Raw genomic sequence first — 13,906 nt, forward strand, 5'->3', positions numbered from 1 at the left:
GGTTCAGACCGCGGCCGGGTCCTCCTCGACGAGGAGGTTGCGGGTGCGGTTGGAGTCCAGCGGGATGCCGGGGCCCATCGTCGTCGTGATGGTCGCCTTCTTGATGTAGCGACCCTTGGCGGCGGACGGCTTCAGACGGAGGATCTCCTCGAGCGCCGCGGCGTAGTTCTCGACCAGCTTCGTGTCATCGAAAGAGACCTTGCCGATGATGAAGTGCAGGTTCGAGTGCTTGTCGACGCGGAACTCGATCTTGCCGCCCTTGATGTCGTTGACAGCCTTGGCGACATCGGGGGTGACGGTGCCGACCTTGGGGTTCGGCATGAGACCACGCGGGCCGAGGACGCGGCCGAGGCGGCCGACCTTGCCCATGAGGTCCGGGGTGGCGACAACGGCGTCGAACTCGTTCAGGCGGTTGCCCTTGGAGATCTCGTCGATGAGCTCGTCGGAGCCGACGATGTCGGCGCCCGCGGCGATCGCGGCCTCGGCACGGTCACCGGTCGCGAAGACCAGGACCCGGGCGGTCTTGCCGGTGCCGTGCGGAAGGTTCACGGTGCCACGGACCATCTGGTCGGCCTTGCGCGGGTCGACGCCCAGGCGGAAGGCGACCTCGACGGTGCCGTCGAACTTCGTGCTGGAGGTGTCCTTGGCGAGACGGACGGCCTCGAGAGGAGCGTAGAGCTTCTCGCTGTCGATCTTGGCGTCCGCTGCGCGGAGGGTCTTGCTGCGCTTCACTGCTTCTCCTGTTTGTTCAGGTGTGGAGTCGTGGTGCGGGCCGGCGCTGGCCCTACCACTAGGTCACGAGGGGGCTGATCAGCCCTCGACCGTGATGCCCATGGAACGGGCGGTGCCAGCGATGATCTTGGACGCGGCGTCCAGGTCGTTGGCGTTCAGGTCGGGGAGCTTGACCGTGGCGATCTCGCGGACCTGGGCAGCCGTGAGCTTGGCGACCTTGGTCTTGTGCGGCTCGCCGGAGCCCTTGTCCACACCAGCGGCCTTGAGGATCAGCTTGGCGGCCGGCGGAGTCTTGGTGATGAAGGTGAAGGAACGGTCTTCGTAGACCGTGATCTCCACCGGCACGACCATGCCACGCTGCGACTCGGTCGCGGCGTTGTAGGCCTTGCAGAACTCCATGATGTTGACGCCGTGCTGGCCCAGCGCGGGACCGACCGGCGGGGCCGGGTTGGCCGCACCAGCGTTGATCTGGAGCTTGATAAGCCCCGTGACCTTCTTCTTCTTGGGAGGCATTGCTCTCTCCGGGTCCTAGTGAGAGTGTTCAGCCCGCCATCCGGTCATCCGGATGGAGGCATACCGCACAACGATAACGGGTATAGACGCGCGGCCAAAAACCGAGCAGGTCAGAGCGGCTGTGAGAGCCACTCTGACCTGGTCGGAAACTTGTGAGATCAGTTCTTCTGGATCTGGTCGAAGCTGAGCTCGACCGGGGTCTCGCGACCGAAGATCTCGACGAGGCCCTTGACCTTCTTCGAGTCGGGGTTGATCTCGTTGATGGTCGCCTGGAGGGTGGCGAAGGGGCCGTCGGTGACGGTGACCGAGTCGCCGACCTCGAAGTCCAGCACCTGGACCTCGAGCTTGCGGGCCGGAGCCGGCTTGCCCTCGGCCTCGGCGGCCTCACGGGCGGCCTTCTCCTCGGCCTCCGGGGCGAGCATCTTGACGATCTCGTCCAGGGTCAGCGGGTACGGGTCGTAGGCGTTGCCCACGAAGCCGGTGACGCCGGGGGTGTTGCGGACGACGCCCCAGGACTCGTTCGTCAGGTCCATGCGGACGAGAACGTAGCCGGGAAGCTTGTTCTGCTTGACGTTCTTCCGCTCGCCGCCCTTGATCTGGACGATCTCTTCCTCGGGGACCTCGGCCTGGTAGATGAAGTCCTCGACGTTGAGCGAGACGGCACGCTGCTCGAGGTTGGCCTTCACGCGCTTCTCGTAGCCCGCGTAGGTGTGGATGACGTACCACTCGCCGGGCAGGGTGCGCAGCTCCTCGCGGAGCGCGGCGACCGGGTCGACCGGGGCGGCCGGCTCGGCCTCCTCGTCGGTCTCTTCCTCGGCGTCCTCGACCTCGTCGGCGACGGCGTCGACGGTCTCGTCGTCCTCGTCACCCTCGGCGTCGGTGTCCTCGTCGGTCTCCGCCTCGGCCTCGTCGTCGTCCTGGTCCTCGTCCTCGACCTGGAGAGCGGCTTCCTCGGCGGCCTCGCCGGCAACGTCGTCAGCAGCGTCGGCCTGGTCCTCGTCGGCGGCCTCGACGATGTCCAGCTCGTCCTCGACGGACTCGGACTCGAAGGCGTCGTTCAGGTTCGCGTCAGACACGGTGGCTGCTTCTTCCTGCGATACAGATGGGGTGGAACAAAAAGTCAGCCGAAGACGTACTTGACTGCTTCCTGGAAGCCATAGTCAATCACGGTGACAAGGCCGATCATGATGACGACGAAGACAATCACCACGGTGGTGTACGTCGAAAGCTGGCTGCGCGTGGGCCAGACGACCTTGCGGAGCTCCGCGACGATCTGACGGTAGAAGAGCGCGAGACGGCCCAGGGGGCCCTTCTTGCCGCGCTTGCCGCCCTTGCGGGACTTCTTCTTCGACTCGGAGGCCTCGTCATCGGCATCAGGCATGTCGATGGAGCCTACGGCGTCCGTCACGATCTCTCACCTGATTCCGGGTCGGCCGTGCCGCGCCCGGGTGGAGCCGCACGGCGGTGCAATGAAGTACGTACATGCGCACAACACCTGGCGGTGTGTGTAGCAGGGCCGGAGGGACTTGAACCCCCAACCGCCGGTTTTGGAGACCGGTGCTCTACCAATTGAGCTACGACCCTTTGCTGGTGCCCCTCAACGTACCGCATCGTGAGATGTGGTCGGTGCGGGCCAACGAGGAGTGAGCATACGTGGTCAGGGGCCCCCGCGTCGAACAGAAACCACGACCGACCTGCCGTCGGACGCGCGTACGACCGGGAATGACCGTTCCTGTCCGGTCCGTGAAACCTGTGTGCCGGGCCTTGAAGAGGTCTGGGACGATGGGCCGTATGAGCGCTGCTACCCCTCCCACCGAGCGTCGGGTCTCCGCCCGGATCGGTGCGATCTCCGAGTCCGCCACCCTCGCCGTCGACGCCAAGGCCAAGGCCCTCAAGGCCGCCGGGCGCCCGGTGATCGGTTTCGGCGCGGGTGAGCCCGACTTCCCGACCCCGGACTACATCGTCGACGCGGCCGTCGAGGCCTGCAAGAACCCGAAGTACCACCGCTACACGCCGGCCGGCGGTCTGCCGGAGCTGAAGGCCGCCATCGCCGCCAAGACGCTGCGCGACTCCGGCTACGAGGTCGACGCCTCCCAGGTCCTGGTGACCAACGGCGGCAAGCAGGCCATCTACGAGGCGTTCGCCGCGATCCTCGACCCGGGCGACGAGGTCATCGTCCCGGCGCCGTACTGGACGACGTACCCGGAGTCGATCCGCCTCGCGGGCGGTGTCCCGGTGGAGGTCGTGGCCGACGAGACCACCGGCTACCGGGTCTCGGTGGAGCAGCTGGAGGCGGCCCGTACGGAGCGGACCAAGGTCGTCCTCTTCGTGTCGCCGTCGAACCCGACCGGCGCCGTCTACAGCGAGGCCGAGACCGAGGCGATCGGCCGCTGGGCCGTCGAGCACGGTCTGTGGGTCCTCACGGACGAGATCTACGAACACCTCGTCTACGGCGGCGCCTCCGCGGTCTCCCTCCCGGCGGTCATGCCGGAGCTGCGCGACAAGTGCATCGTCGTCAACGGTGTCGCCAAGACGTACGCGATGACGGGCTGGCGCGTGGGCTGGATCATCGGCCCGAAGGACGTCGTGAAGGCCGCGACGAACCTCCAGTCGCACGCCACGTCCAACGTGAGCAACGTCGCGCAGATCGCCGCCCTCGCCGCCGTCTCCGGCAACCTGGACGCCGTCGCGGAGATGGGGCGCGCCTTCGACCGTCGCCGCCAGACGATCGTGCGGATGCTCAACGAGATCGACGGTGTCCTCTGCCCGACGCCCGAGGGCGCGTTCTACGTGTACCCCTCGGTGAAGGGGCTGCTCGGCAAGGAGATCCGCGGCAAGCGCCCGCAGACCTCGGTCGAGCTGGCCGCCCTGATCCTGGACGAGGCCGAGGTCGCGGTCGTCCCGGGCGAGGCCTTCGGCACGCCGGGATACCTGCGTCTGTCGTACGCGCTGGGTGACGACGACCTGGTGGAGGGCGTGTCCCGCCTCCAGAAGCTCCTCGCCGAGGCGACGGACTGAGCGGACCGCCCAGCGGCGTCACCAGGTCATCGGGCCCCCGGTTCTTCGGAGCCGGGGGCCCGTTTTTGCGTTCTAGCAAGGTCCCGATCGGGGAAACGGGGTGCCTTCGTCCGTTCGGGTGCGGCAGGATCGGCCAATGGAGCACGTTCACCGCGATCTCACCCAGCTGCCCAAGGCCCATCTGCACCTGCACTTCACCGGATCGATGCGGCCCACCACCCTCATCGAGCTGGCCGACAAGTACGGGGTGCACCTCCCCGAGGCGCTGAGCAGCGGGACGCCGCCGAAGCTGCGGGCGACCGACGAGCGCGGCTGGTTCCGCTTCCAGCGGCTGTACGACATCGCCCGGTCCTGTCTGCGCTCCCCCGAGGACATCCAGCGGCTCGTCCGCGAGGCGGCCCAGGAGGACGTCCGGGACGGCTCGGGCTGGCTGGAGATCCAGGTCGACCCCACCTCGTACGCCCCGCACCTGGGCGGACTCATCCCCGCCCTGGAGATCATCCTCGACGCGGTCGACGCGGCCTCGCGGGAGACCGGGCTCGGGATGCGGGTGCTCGTCGCGGCGAACCGGATGAAGCATCCGCTGGAGGCGCGGACGCTCGCCCGGCTCGCGGTGCGGTTCGCGGACCGGGGCGTGGTCGGCTTCGGGCTCTCCAACGACGAGCGGCGCGGCCTGGCGCGCGACTTCGACCGGGCCTTCGCCATCGCGCGCGAGGGCGGCCTGCTCGCGGCCCCGCACGGCGGCGAGCTGACGGGTCCGGCGTCCGTACGGGACTGTCTGGACGATCTGCGGGCGTCCCGGGTCGGCCACGGGGTCCGGTCGGCGGAGGACCCGCGGCTGCTGCGCAAGCTCGCGGAGCGGGGGGTGACCTGCGAGGTCTGCCCGGCGTCCAATGTGGCCCTCGGGGTGTACGAGAAGCACGAGGACGTACCGCTGCGGACGCTCTTCGAGGCGGGGGTGCCGATGGCACTCGGCGCGGACGACCCCCTGCTCTTCGGCTCCCGTCTGGCGGCGCAGTACGAGATCGCCCGCAGGCACCACGGCTTCACGGACCCGGAACTGGCGGAGCTGGCCCGGCAGTCGGTACGGGGCTCGGCGGCGCCGGAGGACATCAGGGAGAAGCTGCTGGCCGGGATCGACGACTGGCTGGCCGTCCCGGTGGGGTGAAGCGGTGCAGCGGGGGCCGGGCCTGGAAGCCGATGTCCACCTCGGTGCGGTCCCACCCGGACGCGGGTTGTTCCAGGAACGGGGTCAGCGAGGCGAGCAGGACGTCGTGGCCGTGTGGAGCCCGCTCGTGCAGCGGCCCGTGTCCGGCCGCGACGGCGAGCTCCCCGGCGGCGGCGCAGAGCACGTCCCGGTCGCCGAAGAGGAAGAGCGTGCGGGCGTGCACGGCGGGCCGGAGCCGTCCGGCGATCCGCTCGGGGGCCGCCTCCCAGGCGGCGGCGCGGTCGGCGGTGCGCCGCTCGTCGGTACGGAGGGTCAGCGGCCGCCCGTCGCGGAGCCGGCCGCGCAGCGCGGGCCAGGCGGAGGGGCGCAGGCCGCCGGTGTCCCGGTGGGCGAGGACGAGGTCGACGGGGGTGCCCGGCGCGTAGGCGCGCGGCAGGCTGTCGCGCAGGGGGACGTGGACGAGGGTGTGCCGGGAGAACGCGGCGAAGGAGAAGAGCGCGGCGAGCCGGGCGAGGCCGTCGTGGTCGCCGACGAGATAGCCCCAGCGGTCGTGGACGGGCGAGTTGACCGTGGTGTGCCGCAGCGGGGGCCACGGCCGGACGACGCGGTGCTCGCGCTCCCCCGCGCGGATCCGGTACTCCCGGGCCTTGAGACGCATCCCGACAGCCTGCGGCCCCGCGCGGGTCCCGCACAAACGTTTTAGAGGCTGACGCCGACCGTCACGGGCTCGTTGACCAGGGTGATCCCGAACGCCTCGTGGACCCCGGCGACGACCTCTCGGGCCAGCGCGAGCAGGTCCTCGGTGGTCGCCTCGCCCCGGTTGGTCAGGGCGAGCGTGTGCTTGGTCGAGATCCGCGCCGGTCCGGAGCCGTATCCCTTGGTGAATCCGGCCCTGTCGATCAGCCAGGCGGCGGAGGTCTTCACCGCGCCGTCCCCGCCCGCGGGGAAGGCCGGCGGGGTGACGTCCGCGCCGAGGCGCCCGGCCACGCGCGTGAGGAAGGTCTCGTACTCCCCCGCCGTGAGGATCGGGTTGGTGAAGAAGGAGCCGGCCGACCAGGTGTCGTGGTCCGCCGGGTCCAGGACCATGCCCTTGCCGGCCCGCAGCCGCAGGACGGTCTCGCGGGCCTGCGCGAGCGGTACCCGGTCGCCCGCCTCGACGCCGAGGGCGCGGGCGGTCTCGGGGTACTTGATCGGGGCGGACAGACCGTCCGCGTCCTCCAGCTCGAACCGGACCCGGAGCACCACGTACCGCTCGGGGTGCTCCTTGAAGAGGCTGTGGCGGTACGAGAAGGCGCACTCGGCGTTGGTGAGGGTGACGGTCTCCTCGGCGCGCCGGTCGTAGGCGAGGACCTCGGTGACGGTGGCGGAGACGTCCTGCCCGTAGGCGCCGACGTTCTGGATCGGGGTCGCGCCGGCCGAGCCCGGGATGCCTGCCAGGCACTCGATCCCGGCGAGTCCGGCCTCGACGGTGCGGGCGACGGCGTCCGTCCAGACCTCGCCGGCGGCGAGCTCCAGCCTCGTCCCGTCGAGCGCGAAGCCCTGGGTGGCGATCCGCAGAGCGGTGCCGTCGAAGCCCTTGTCGCCGATGACGAGGTTGGATCCGCCGCCGATGATCAGCAGCGGCGTCCCCGTGGCGTCGGCCTCGCGAACGGCCGCGACCACCTCGTCGTCCGTGGTGGCGGTGACGAGCCGGGCCGCGGGACCGCCGAGCCGGAAGGTGGTCAGGGGCGCGAGGGGGGCGTCGAGAAGAGGCTGCACGGGCTCAAGAGTACGGGGCCGTCCCGGCCGGAAGACGTTTCGTCTTCCGGCCGGGACGGCCCGGGATCCGGTCACGCGGCGATCAGGTCCTTCTCCCCGGCCTCCGCCTCGGCCGCCCCCTCCGCCTTCCGTCGGGCCTCCTGGCGCCGCGACGGCGCGAACAGCACCGCCACCGCGCCGAGCGCCACCGCCGCCGCGCCGACCCACAGCGCGGGCAGCAGCCCGTCGACGAAGCTCTGGCCGGTCTGGTAGCCGCCCTGGGCGGCGAAGATCGAGGCCATCACGGCGACGCCGAGCGCGCCGCCGACCTCGCGCAGCGCGTTGTTGGCGCCGGACGCGATGCCCTGCTCGGAGGGGCGGACGCTGGACATCACGAGGTTGGCCGCCGGTGCGAAGTACAGCGCCATGCCGACGCCGCTCACGACGAGGGCGGGGAGCTGGGCGGCGTACGAGGCGTCGGGGGTCAGGACGAGCGCGAACCAGGCGAGGCCGATCGCCTGGAGGGCGAGGCCCGCGGCGACGACCGGGCGGCCGCCGATCCGGTCGGAGAGGGCGCCCGCGAGCGGCGCGACGATCATCGGCATGCCGGTCCAGGGCAGCATCCGCAGTCCGGCCTCGGTGGGCGAGTAGCCGAGTACGCCCTGCATGTACTGGCTGAGCAGGAAGATCGAGCCGAACATGCCGAGGAACATCAGCAGGCTGGCGGCGTTGATCCCGGAGAAGGCGCGGTTGCGGAAGAGCCGCATGGGCAGCATCGGGGCCTTGGCGCGGATGCCGTGGTGGATGAATCCGCCGATGAGCGCCGTGCCGGCGATCAGTCCGGTGAGGACGGTCAGGGAGGTCCAGCCGTCGATCGGGCCGCGGATCAGCCCGTACACGATGCCGAACAGGCCGCCGCTGGCGAGGAGTGTGCCGGCGATGTCGAGGCGGGCGCCGGTGCCGTGCGACTCGGCCAGGCGCAGCCGGGCGAGCGGGAGCAGGGCGAGGCCGAGCGGGACGTTCAGCCAGAAGATCCACTGCCAGGAGAGGTGCTCGGTGAGGGTGCCGCCGATGAGCGGGCCGGAGGCGACGGCGAGTCCCTGGACGGCGCCCCAGATGCCGAAGGCCGTGCCGCGCTTGGCGGCCGGGACGGCGGCGGTGAGCAGGGTGAGTGTGAGCGGCATCATGATCGCGGCGCCGACGCCCTGGACGGCGCGGGCGGCGATCAGGGCGTCGATGCCGGGGGCGAGGGCGGCCGCGGCGGAGGCGCCGGTGAAGACGGTGAGTCCGACCATGAAGAGCCGGCGGCGGCCGAAGCGGTCGCCGAGGGCCGCGCCGAACATGAGCAGGACGGCGAACGTGAGGGTGTAGGCGCTCACCGTCCATTCGAGGTCGTGCAGCGCTCCTCCGAGGTCCTCGCGGATCGAGGGGAGGGCGGTGGTGACGACGAGGTTGTCGAGGGCCGCCATGAAGCCGGCGACGCTGGTGATGACGAGTGCCCAGGCTGCGGAACCGCGGCGGGCTGCTGCTGGCTGTTGCATGACTGCCCCTCAGATCTCAGGTTAGTTATTGCTGACTAACTTTCGCGCCCATGAAAGAGCCGGTGACAGAGCCGGCGAAGGAGCCGGGACATACGAGGGCGGGCGGCGGCGCTACTTCTCCAGACGGCCGAGGCTGCGGGCGGCGGGGTAGAACCCCTCCCAGACCCGATGCTCGGGCGGAAAGCCCATGGCGACGAGGGTGTTGATGAGCATCCCGTACGCCAGGAAGGTCGTGGTCTCGTCGACATCGGCGCCGAGCGCGAGGTGGACGGTCTCCCAGAGCCGCATCCAGCCGGCCCGAACGGCCTCGCCGAACTCGTGGTCGCCGGCCGCCTCGGCGGCGGCGACGGTCACGTACACCTGCATCTGCATGAGGAGCCGGTCGGGGTCCTCGGCGATGATCCGCGTGTACGCGTTGGCCATGGAGCGGAGGGCCTCCTCGCCGGACAGCCCCTCCGAGGCCTCCTCGAAGACACGGATCGTGTCGCGGATGCAGCGCTCGGAGGCGGCCAGGAAGATGGCCTTCTTGCCCGGGAAGAGCCGGAAGAGGTACGGCTGCGAGACACCCACGCGCTTGGCGATCGCCTCGGTGGACGTGCCGTAGTAGCCGCCGCGGCTGAACTCGCTCATCGCCGCGCGAATGACGCTCTCGCGCCGCTCCTCCGCACTCATCCTGACCATGAGACCAAGTTAGTACTCAATCACTAACTTGGCAAGGGGAAGGAACGGCGGCCGCTCTCCGCGGCCGCCCGCCCCTGATCGGCGATCGATCGGTGCGACTACGCGAGCCGGACCACGGCCCGGGACATGCCCAGAACCTTCTGGCCCGCGCACATCGCGGTGAGGTCGACCCGCACCTGCTGGTCGTCCAGCTTGGCGGCGACCTTGGCGCTGACCTCGATCAGCGCACCGGCCTCGTCGTTGGGGACGACGACGGGCTTGGTGAAGCGGACGCCGTACTCGACGACGGCCGCGGGGTCGCCGGCCCAGTCGGTGACGACGCGGATCGCCTCGGCCATGGTGAACATGCCGTGGGCGATGACGTCGGGGAGGCCGACCTCCACCGCGAACTTCTCGTTCCAGTGGATGGGGTTGAAGTCCCCGGAGGCGCCGGCGTACCGGACGAGCGTGGCGCGACTCACAGGGAAGGTCTGCGCGGGCAGCTCGGTGCCGACCTCGACCTCGTCGTAGGCGATCTTCGCGGTCATGGTCAGGCCCCCTCGGGTGCGCGGGAGACGAGCTTCGTCCAGGCGGTCACGACGTGCTCGCCGGACTCGTCGTGGACCTCGCCGCGGATGTCCAGGATGTCGTTGCCGGCGAGGGACTTGATCGCCTCGATGGTGGAGGTGACCGAGAGTCGGTCCCCGGCGCGCACGGGCCGGGTGTAGACGAACTTCTGGTCGCCGTGGACGACCCGGCTGTAGTCGAGACCCAGCTGGGGGTCCTCGATGACCGCGCCGGCCGCCTTGAACGTGATGGCGAACACAAAAGTCGGCGGAGCGATCACATCGGGATGCCCGAGCTCCTTGGCCGCTTCCTGGTCGACGTACGCGGGATTCGCGTCCCCGATCGCCTCGGCGAACTCGCGGATCTTCTCGCGGCCGACCTCGTAGGCAGGGGTGGGCGGATAGGTCCGGCCCACGAAGGACTGGTCGAGCGCCATGGACTCGATACCTCCTGGATTTGTTGCCGACAAACGACACGAGGCCGCCCCCGAGTGGGGACGGCCTCGTGTACGAGCCTGATTAGCGCGTCTCGCGGTGTGCAGTGTGCGAGTTGCAGCGGGGGCAGTGCTTCTTCATCTCAAGACGGTCCGGGTTGTTACGCCGGTTCTTCTTGGTGATGTAGTTCCGCTCCTTGCACTCCACGCAGGCCAGCGTGATCTTCGGGCGGACGTCGGTGGCAGCCACGTGAGTGCTCCTTGGACGGATGGGACGGATGAACGCATAAAAGAGTAGCCGATCGAAGGACCGACCCCACAATCGGCTACCGTGTGTAGCGGTGACCGGACTTGAACCGGTGACACAGCGATTATGAGCCGCTTGCTCTACCGACTGAGCTACACCGCTTTGATGATCCGGATCCCGCCCGAAGGCGGGGGTCCTTCTCACCAGAGCCCCAATACGGAATCGAACCGTAGACCTTCTCCTTACCATGGAGACGCTCTACCGACTGAGCTATTGGGGCGAGCGAGGAAGACATTACACGGTCTCCGGCCCATCACCCAAATCCGTTTCGCAGCGCCCTCCCGACGGCCCTCACCAGGCGTCACGTACGCCACTCGTGGCCTCATCGGTACGACTATTGCGCTCCTCCTCGAAGCTCGCTCCGAGCGCCCCTAGGCTCTGCCCCACCCTTCGTGATCTTGATCCTGAGGAGCCTTGAGGAGACCGATGTCAGCCGACAGCAAGCAGCCCCAGCCGCCCGAGGACGGGGCCGCCACCACGGCCGACTCGACCTCGCTCCTGCTCTCCCACGCACGGCTCACCGACGGGCGGACCGTGGACGTACGGCTCGTCGGCGGCCGGATCGAGGCGGTCGGCACGGCCGGCAGCCTCACCGCCGTGGGCGCCCGCGTGGACCTCGCCGGCTATCTGCTGCTGCCCGCCGCCGCCGAACCCCACGCCCACTCCGACACCGCGCTCTCCGCCGACTCCCCCGGGCCCGTCTCGTACGCCCCCGAGGAGGTGCAGCGCCGGGCCACCGAGGCCGCGCTGCTCCAGCTCGGCCACGGCGCGACCGCGCTCCGCGCGCACGTACGGATCGGCGACGTGCACGGACTCGGCCCGCTCGAAGCCGTCCTCCAGGCCCGGCGCTCCCTGCGCGGACTCGTGGACCTGACCACGGTCGCGGTGCCCCGGCTGCTCACCGGGGTGGCGGGCGCGGACGGGCTCGCGATGCTGCGGGACGCGGTGAAGATGGGCGCCGGGGTGGTGGGCGGCTGCCCGGACGTCGACCCTGACCCGGCGGGGTACGTGGAGGCGGTCCTGGAGGTCGCGGCCGAGCACGGCGTACCGGTCGACCTGCACACGGACGGGGACGACCCCGCCCGGCTCGCCCGGCTCGCGGCGATGGCCGGCGGGCTGCGGCCCGGGGTCACGATCGGCCCGTGCGCGGGCCTCGGCCGGCTCCCCTCCGACGTGGCGCGGCGGGCGGCGGACGGGCTCGCGGCGGCCGGGGTGACCGTGGTCTGCCTGCCGCAGGGCGGCTGCGGGGGTACGGAGCCGCGCGGCGCGGCGCCGGTACGGCTGCTGCGGGCGGCCGGGGTGCGGGTCGCGGCGGGCAGCGGGGCGATGCGGGACGTGGCCAACCCGGTCGGACGCGGCGATCCGCTGGAGGCGGCGTACCTCCTCGCCTCGCTCGGCGGGCTGCCGGCCGAGGAGGCGTACGCGGTGGTGAGCGCGGAGGCGCGGGCGGTGATGGGGCTGCCGGAGGTCCGGGTCGAGGCCGGTTTCCCGGCGGATCTGCTCGCGGTGCGCGGCGAGCGCCTGTCGGGCGTGCTGTCCCTCGCGTACAGCCGGATCGTGGTGCACCGGGGGCGGGTGGTGGCCCGGACGAGCGCGGTGCGCGAGTACTGCGACTCGGCGGCGGCGCTCGACCTGCCGCGCCAGGCGCGCCCGGAGCGGCCGGAGCGGCCGCCCGAGCCGGGAAGCCCTCCGGCCGGTCCCGTCGTACGGTCGTGAGTATGCGCATCGTCATCGCTGGAGGACACGGACAGATCGCCCGGCGCCTGGAGAGGCTGCTCTCGGCGGGCGGGCACGAGGTCGCGGGAATCATCCGCAGACCGGAACAGGGCGGAGACCTGCGGGACGCGGGGGCCGAGCCCGTCGTCCTGGACCTGGAGACGGCGTCGGTCGAGATGGTCGCCGCCGTGCTCCAGGGCGCCGACGCGGCCGTCTTCGCGGCCGGTGCGGGCCCGGGCAGCGGCGTGGACCGCAAGGACTCGGTGGACCGCGCGGCGGCGGTTCTCTTCGCCGACGCGGCCGAACGCGCGGGCGTACGCCGGTACATCGTCGTCTCGTCGATGGGCGCCGACGCCACGCACGCGGGTGACGGGGTCTTCGACGCCTACCTGCGCGCCAAGGGGGCGGCCGACGACGACGTCCGCTCCCGTACGGCCCTGGACTGGACGGTCCTGCGCCCCGGCAGCCTCACGGACGACGCGGGCACCGGCCTGGTCCGCCTGGAGGCCCGCACGGGCCGCGGCCCGGTCCCCCGCGACGACGTGGCGGCGACGATCGCCGAGCTCCTGGACACCCCGGCGACGGCCGGCCTGACCCTGGAACTGACCTCGGGCTCGACCCCGCTGTCGGTCGCGGTGAAGGACGTGGCCGGAAACTGACCGCTCCGGCATCACTCCCGGCATCACTCCCGGAAACGAAGGAAGGCCCCCGGTGCAAGCACCGGGGACCTTCCGTTTCGCGTGGCGACGCCAGGATTCGAACCTGGGTAGGCTAAGCCGACGGATTTACAGTCCGCTCCCATTGGCCACTCGGGCACATCGCCATGAGATCGCTGCCGTGGAGCCGCTTTTCGGCGGTGTTCCGTGGCAACGACGTAAACAATACCTGATCCCCGGGGGTGGTTCGCCACCGGATTGATCAGCGGTTCGGGCCGTGACTCACCCCCTAGGCTTTGGGCTGTACCCCAAACATCCGAGCAAGGAGCCACTAGTCATGGCCGACTCCAGTTTCGACATCGTGTCCAAGGTCGAGCGGCAGGAGGTCGACAACGCCCTCAACCAGGCCGTGAAGGAGATCTCGCAGCGCTACGACTTCAAGGGAACCAACGCCTCGATCTCGTGGTCGGGCGAGAAGATCCTCATGCAGGCCAACGGCGAGGAGCGCGTCATGGCGATCCTCGACATCTTCCAGACCAAGCTGATCAAGCGGGGGATCTCGCTGAAGTCGCTGGACGTCGAGGGTGAGCCGCAGCTGTCCGGCAAGGAGTACAAGCTCTTCGCGTCGGTCACCGAGGGCATCTCCCAGGAGAACGCCAAGAAGGTCGCGAAGGCCATCCGCGACGAGGGCCCCAAGGGCGTCAAGGCGCAGGTCCAGGGTGACGAGCTGCGGGTCAGCTCGAAGAGCCGGGACGACCTGCAGGCCGTGCAGGCGCTGCTCAAGGGCAAGGACTTCGACTTCGCGATCCAGTTCGTGAACTACCGCTGACCTCGTAGCGGGTCGTGAGGCCCGTGTCC

The 13,906-nt window shown here is 70.3% G+C and carries 16 protein-coding genes and 4 tRNA genes; 5 read left to right on the plus strand and 15 right to left on the minus strand.

Annotated features, from left to right (window positions below; genetic code table 11):
- Window positions 1-3: 3 nt before the first annotated feature.
- The 5 genes from rplA to N5875_RS16095 form a co-directional block, all read right to left on the minus strand.
- Entirely contained in the window at window positions 4-732 is a 729-nt protein-coding gene (gene rplA / locus N5875_RS16075) for a 50S ribosomal protein L1 (protein ID WP_189831654.1), read from the minus strand.
- 78 nt (window positions 733-810) lie between these two features.
- A complete protein-coding gene (gene rplK, locus N5875_RS16080) occupies window positions 811-1,245 on the minus strand; it encodes a 50S ribosomal protein L11 (protein WP_030318720.1) in 435 nt (144 codons plus the stop codon).
- 158 nt (window positions 1,246-1,403) lie between these two features.
- Window positions 1,404-2,321: a transcription termination/antitermination protein NusG gene (nusG, locus tag N5875_RS16085; protein WP_318208665.1), complete on the minus strand. Its 918-nt coding sequence runs from the start codon at window positions 2,319-2,321 to the stop codon at window positions 1,404-1,406.
- 44 nt (window positions 2,322-2,365) lie between these two features.
- A complete protein-coding gene (gene secE / locus N5875_RS16090) occupies window positions 2,366-2,653 on the minus strand; it encodes a preprotein translocase subunit SecE (protein WP_030318724.1) in 288 nt (95 codons plus the stop codon).
- Between the two features lie 103 nt (window positions 2,654-2,756).
- Window positions 2,757-2,829: transfer RNA gene (locus tag N5875_RS16095), tRNA-Trp, on the minus strand.
- Between the two features lie 207 nt (window positions 2,830-3,036).
- On the opposite strand from N5875_RS16095, the gene N5875_RS16100 reads away from it, so the two are divergent.
- Together N5875_RS16100 and N5875_RS16105 are read left to right on the plus strand one after the other, a co-directional pair.
- Window positions 3,037-4,263 (plus strand): pyridoxal phosphate-dependent aminotransferase, encoded by a 1,227-nt coding sequence (locus tag N5875_RS16100; RefSeq protein WP_318208664.1) that lies wholly within the window; start codon window positions 3,037-3,039, stop codon window positions 4,261-4,263.
- A 136-nt stretch (window positions 4,264-4,399) separates the two neighbouring features.
- Window positions 4,400-5,431, plus strand: a complete 1,032-nt coding sequence (locus N5875_RS16105) for an adenosine deaminase (RefSeq protein WP_338494436.1) — start codon at window positions 4,400-4,402, stop codon at window positions 5,429-5,431.
- On the opposite strand, the gene N5875_RS16110 is transcribed toward N5875_RS16105, so the two are convergent.
- The 9 genes from N5875_RS16110 to N5875_RS16150 form a co-directional block, all read right to left on the minus strand.
- Entirely contained in the window at window positions 5,376-6,089 is a 714-nt protein-coding gene (locus N5875_RS16110) for a hypothetical protein (protein WP_338494437.1), read from the minus strand. The genes N5875_RS16105 and N5875_RS16110 overlap by 56 nt on opposite strands.
- Window positions 6,090-6,130: 41 nt before the next feature.
- Window positions 6,131-7,264: a UDP-N-acetylmuramate dehydrogenase gene (locus tag N5875_RS16115; protein ID WP_318208661.1), complete on the minus strand. Its 1,134-nt coding sequence runs from the start codon at window positions 7,262-7,264 to the stop codon at window positions 6,131-6,133.
- Window positions 7,261-8,709: an MFS transporter gene (locus N5875_RS16120; RefSeq protein ID WP_318208660.1), complete on the minus strand. Its 1,449-nt coding sequence runs from the start codon at window positions 8,707-8,709 to the stop codon at window positions 7,261-7,263. The genes N5875_RS16115 and N5875_RS16120 overlap by 4 nt, the downstream gene beginning before the upstream one ends.
- Window positions 8,710-8,820: 111 nt before the next feature.
- On the minus strand, window positions 8,821-9,390 hold the full coding sequence (locus N5875_RS16125; RefSeq protein ID WP_318208659.1) for a TetR/AcrR family transcriptional regulator: 570 nt from the start codon (window positions 9,388-9,390) through the stop codon (window positions 8,821-8,823).
- Window positions 9,391-9,488: 98 nt separating this feature from the next.
- Entirely contained in the window at window positions 9,489-9,917 is a 429-nt protein-coding gene (locus N5875_RS16130; protein ID WP_318208658.1) for a MaoC family dehydratase, read from the minus strand.
- A 2-nt stretch (window positions 9,918-9,919) separates the two neighbouring features.
- Entirely contained in the window at window positions 9,920-10,372 is a 453-nt protein-coding gene (locus tag N5875_RS16135; protein WP_318208657.1) for a MaoC family dehydratase N-terminal domain-containing protein, read from the minus strand.
- 82 nt (window positions 10,373-10,454) lie between these two features.
- Window positions 10,455-10,619 (minus strand): 50S ribosomal protein L33, encoded by a 165-nt coding sequence (gene rpmG, locus N5875_RS16140; RefSeq protein ID WP_003956487.1) that lies wholly within the window; start codon window positions 10,617-10,619, stop codon window positions 10,455-10,457.
- Window positions 10,620-10,705: 86 nt separating this feature from the next.
- A tRNA-Met gene (locus N5875_RS16145) sits at window positions 10,706-10,778 on the minus strand.
- A gap of 45 nt (window positions 10,779-10,823) precedes the next feature.
- Window positions 10,824-10,896 (minus strand) — tRNA-Thr (locus N5875_RS16150).
- Window positions 10,897-11,102: 206 nt separating this feature from the next.
- Here N5875_RS16150 and N5875_RS16155 point away from each other — a divergent pair.
- On the plus strand, window positions 11,103-12,392 hold the full coding sequence (locus N5875_RS16155; RefSeq protein ID WP_338494441.1) for an amidohydrolase family protein: 1,290 nt from the start codon (window positions 11,103-11,105) through the stop codon (window positions 12,390-12,392).
- A 2-nt stretch (window positions 12,393-12,394) separates the two neighbouring features.
- Entirely contained in the window at window positions 12,395-13,051 is a 657-nt protein-coding gene (locus N5875_RS16160; protein WP_318208655.1) for an NAD(P)H-binding protein, read from the plus strand.
- Between the two features lie 82 nt (window positions 13,052-13,133).
- Here the strand turns inward: N5875_RS16160 and N5875_RS16165 are convergent.
- Window positions 13,134-13,215 (minus strand) — tRNA-Tyr (locus tag N5875_RS16165).
- Between the two features lie 170 nt (window positions 13,216-13,385).
- Between N5875_RS16165 and N5875_RS16170 the strand changes: the two genes are divergently transcribed.
- Window positions 13,386-13,877, plus strand: a complete 492-nt coding sequence (locus tag N5875_RS16170; RefSeq protein WP_015035522.1) for a YajQ family cyclic di-GMP-binding protein — start codon at window positions 13,386-13,388, stop codon at window positions 13,875-13,877.
- The last annotated feature ends 29 nt before the right edge of the window (window positions 13,878-13,906 follow it).

The sequence above is a fragment of the Streptomyces sp. SJL17-4 genome, from assembly GCF_036826855.1.
Classification (GTDB): Bacteria; Actinomycetota; Actinomycetes; order Streptomycetales; family Streptomycetaceae; genus Streptomyces.

What these genes read in the sequence shown, in the direction of transcription:
- N5875_RS16170 (WP_015035522.1), top strand. Translation starts at nt 13,386, where the DNA reads ATGGCCGACTCCAGTTTCGACATCGTGTCCAAGGTCGAGCGGCAGGAG.
- N5875_RS16100 (WP_318208664.1), top strand. Translation starts at nt 3,037, where the DNA reads ATGAGCGCTGCTACCCCTCCCACCGAGCGTCGGGTCTCCGCCCGGATC.
- N5875_RS16135 (WP_318208657.1), bottom strand. Translation starts at nt 10,372, where the DNA reads ATGGCGCTCGACCAGTCCTTCGTGGGCCGGACCTATCCGCCCACCCCT.
- N5875_RS16155 (WP_338494441.1), top strand. Translation starts at nt 11,103, where the DNA reads ATGTCAGCCGACAGCAAGCAGCCCCAGCCGCCCGAGGACGGGGCCGCC.
- N5875_RS16105 (WP_338494436.1), top strand. Translation starts at nt 4,400, where the DNA reads ATGGAGCACGTTCACCGCGATCTCACCCAGCTGCCCAAGGCCCATCTG.
- N5875_RS16130 (WP_318208658.1), bottom strand. Translation starts at nt 9,917, where the DNA reads ATGACCGCGAAGATCGCCTACGACGAGGTCGAGGTCGGCACCGAGCTG.
- N5875_RS16120 (WP_318208660.1), bottom strand. Translation starts at nt 8,709, where the DNA reads ATGCAACAGCCAGCAGCAGCCCGCCGCGGTTCCGCAGCCTGGGCACTC.
- N5875_RS16125 (WP_318208659.1), bottom strand. Translation starts at nt 9,390, where the DNA reads ATGGTCAGGATGAGTGCGGAGGAGCGGCGCGAGAGCGTCATTCGCGCG.
- N5875_RS16110 (WP_338494437.1), bottom strand. Translation starts at nt 6,089, where the DNA reads ATGCGTCTCAAGGCCCGGGAGTACCGGATCCGCGCGGGGGAGCGCGAG.
- N5875_RS16160 (WP_318208655.1), top strand. Translation starts at nt 12,395, where the DNA reads ATGCGCATCGTCATCGCTGGAGGACACGGACAGATCGCCCGGCGCCTG.
- rplK (WP_030318720.1), bottom strand. Translation starts at nt 1,245, where the DNA reads ATGCCTCCCAAGAAGAAGAAGGTCACGGGGCTTATCAAGCTCCAGATC.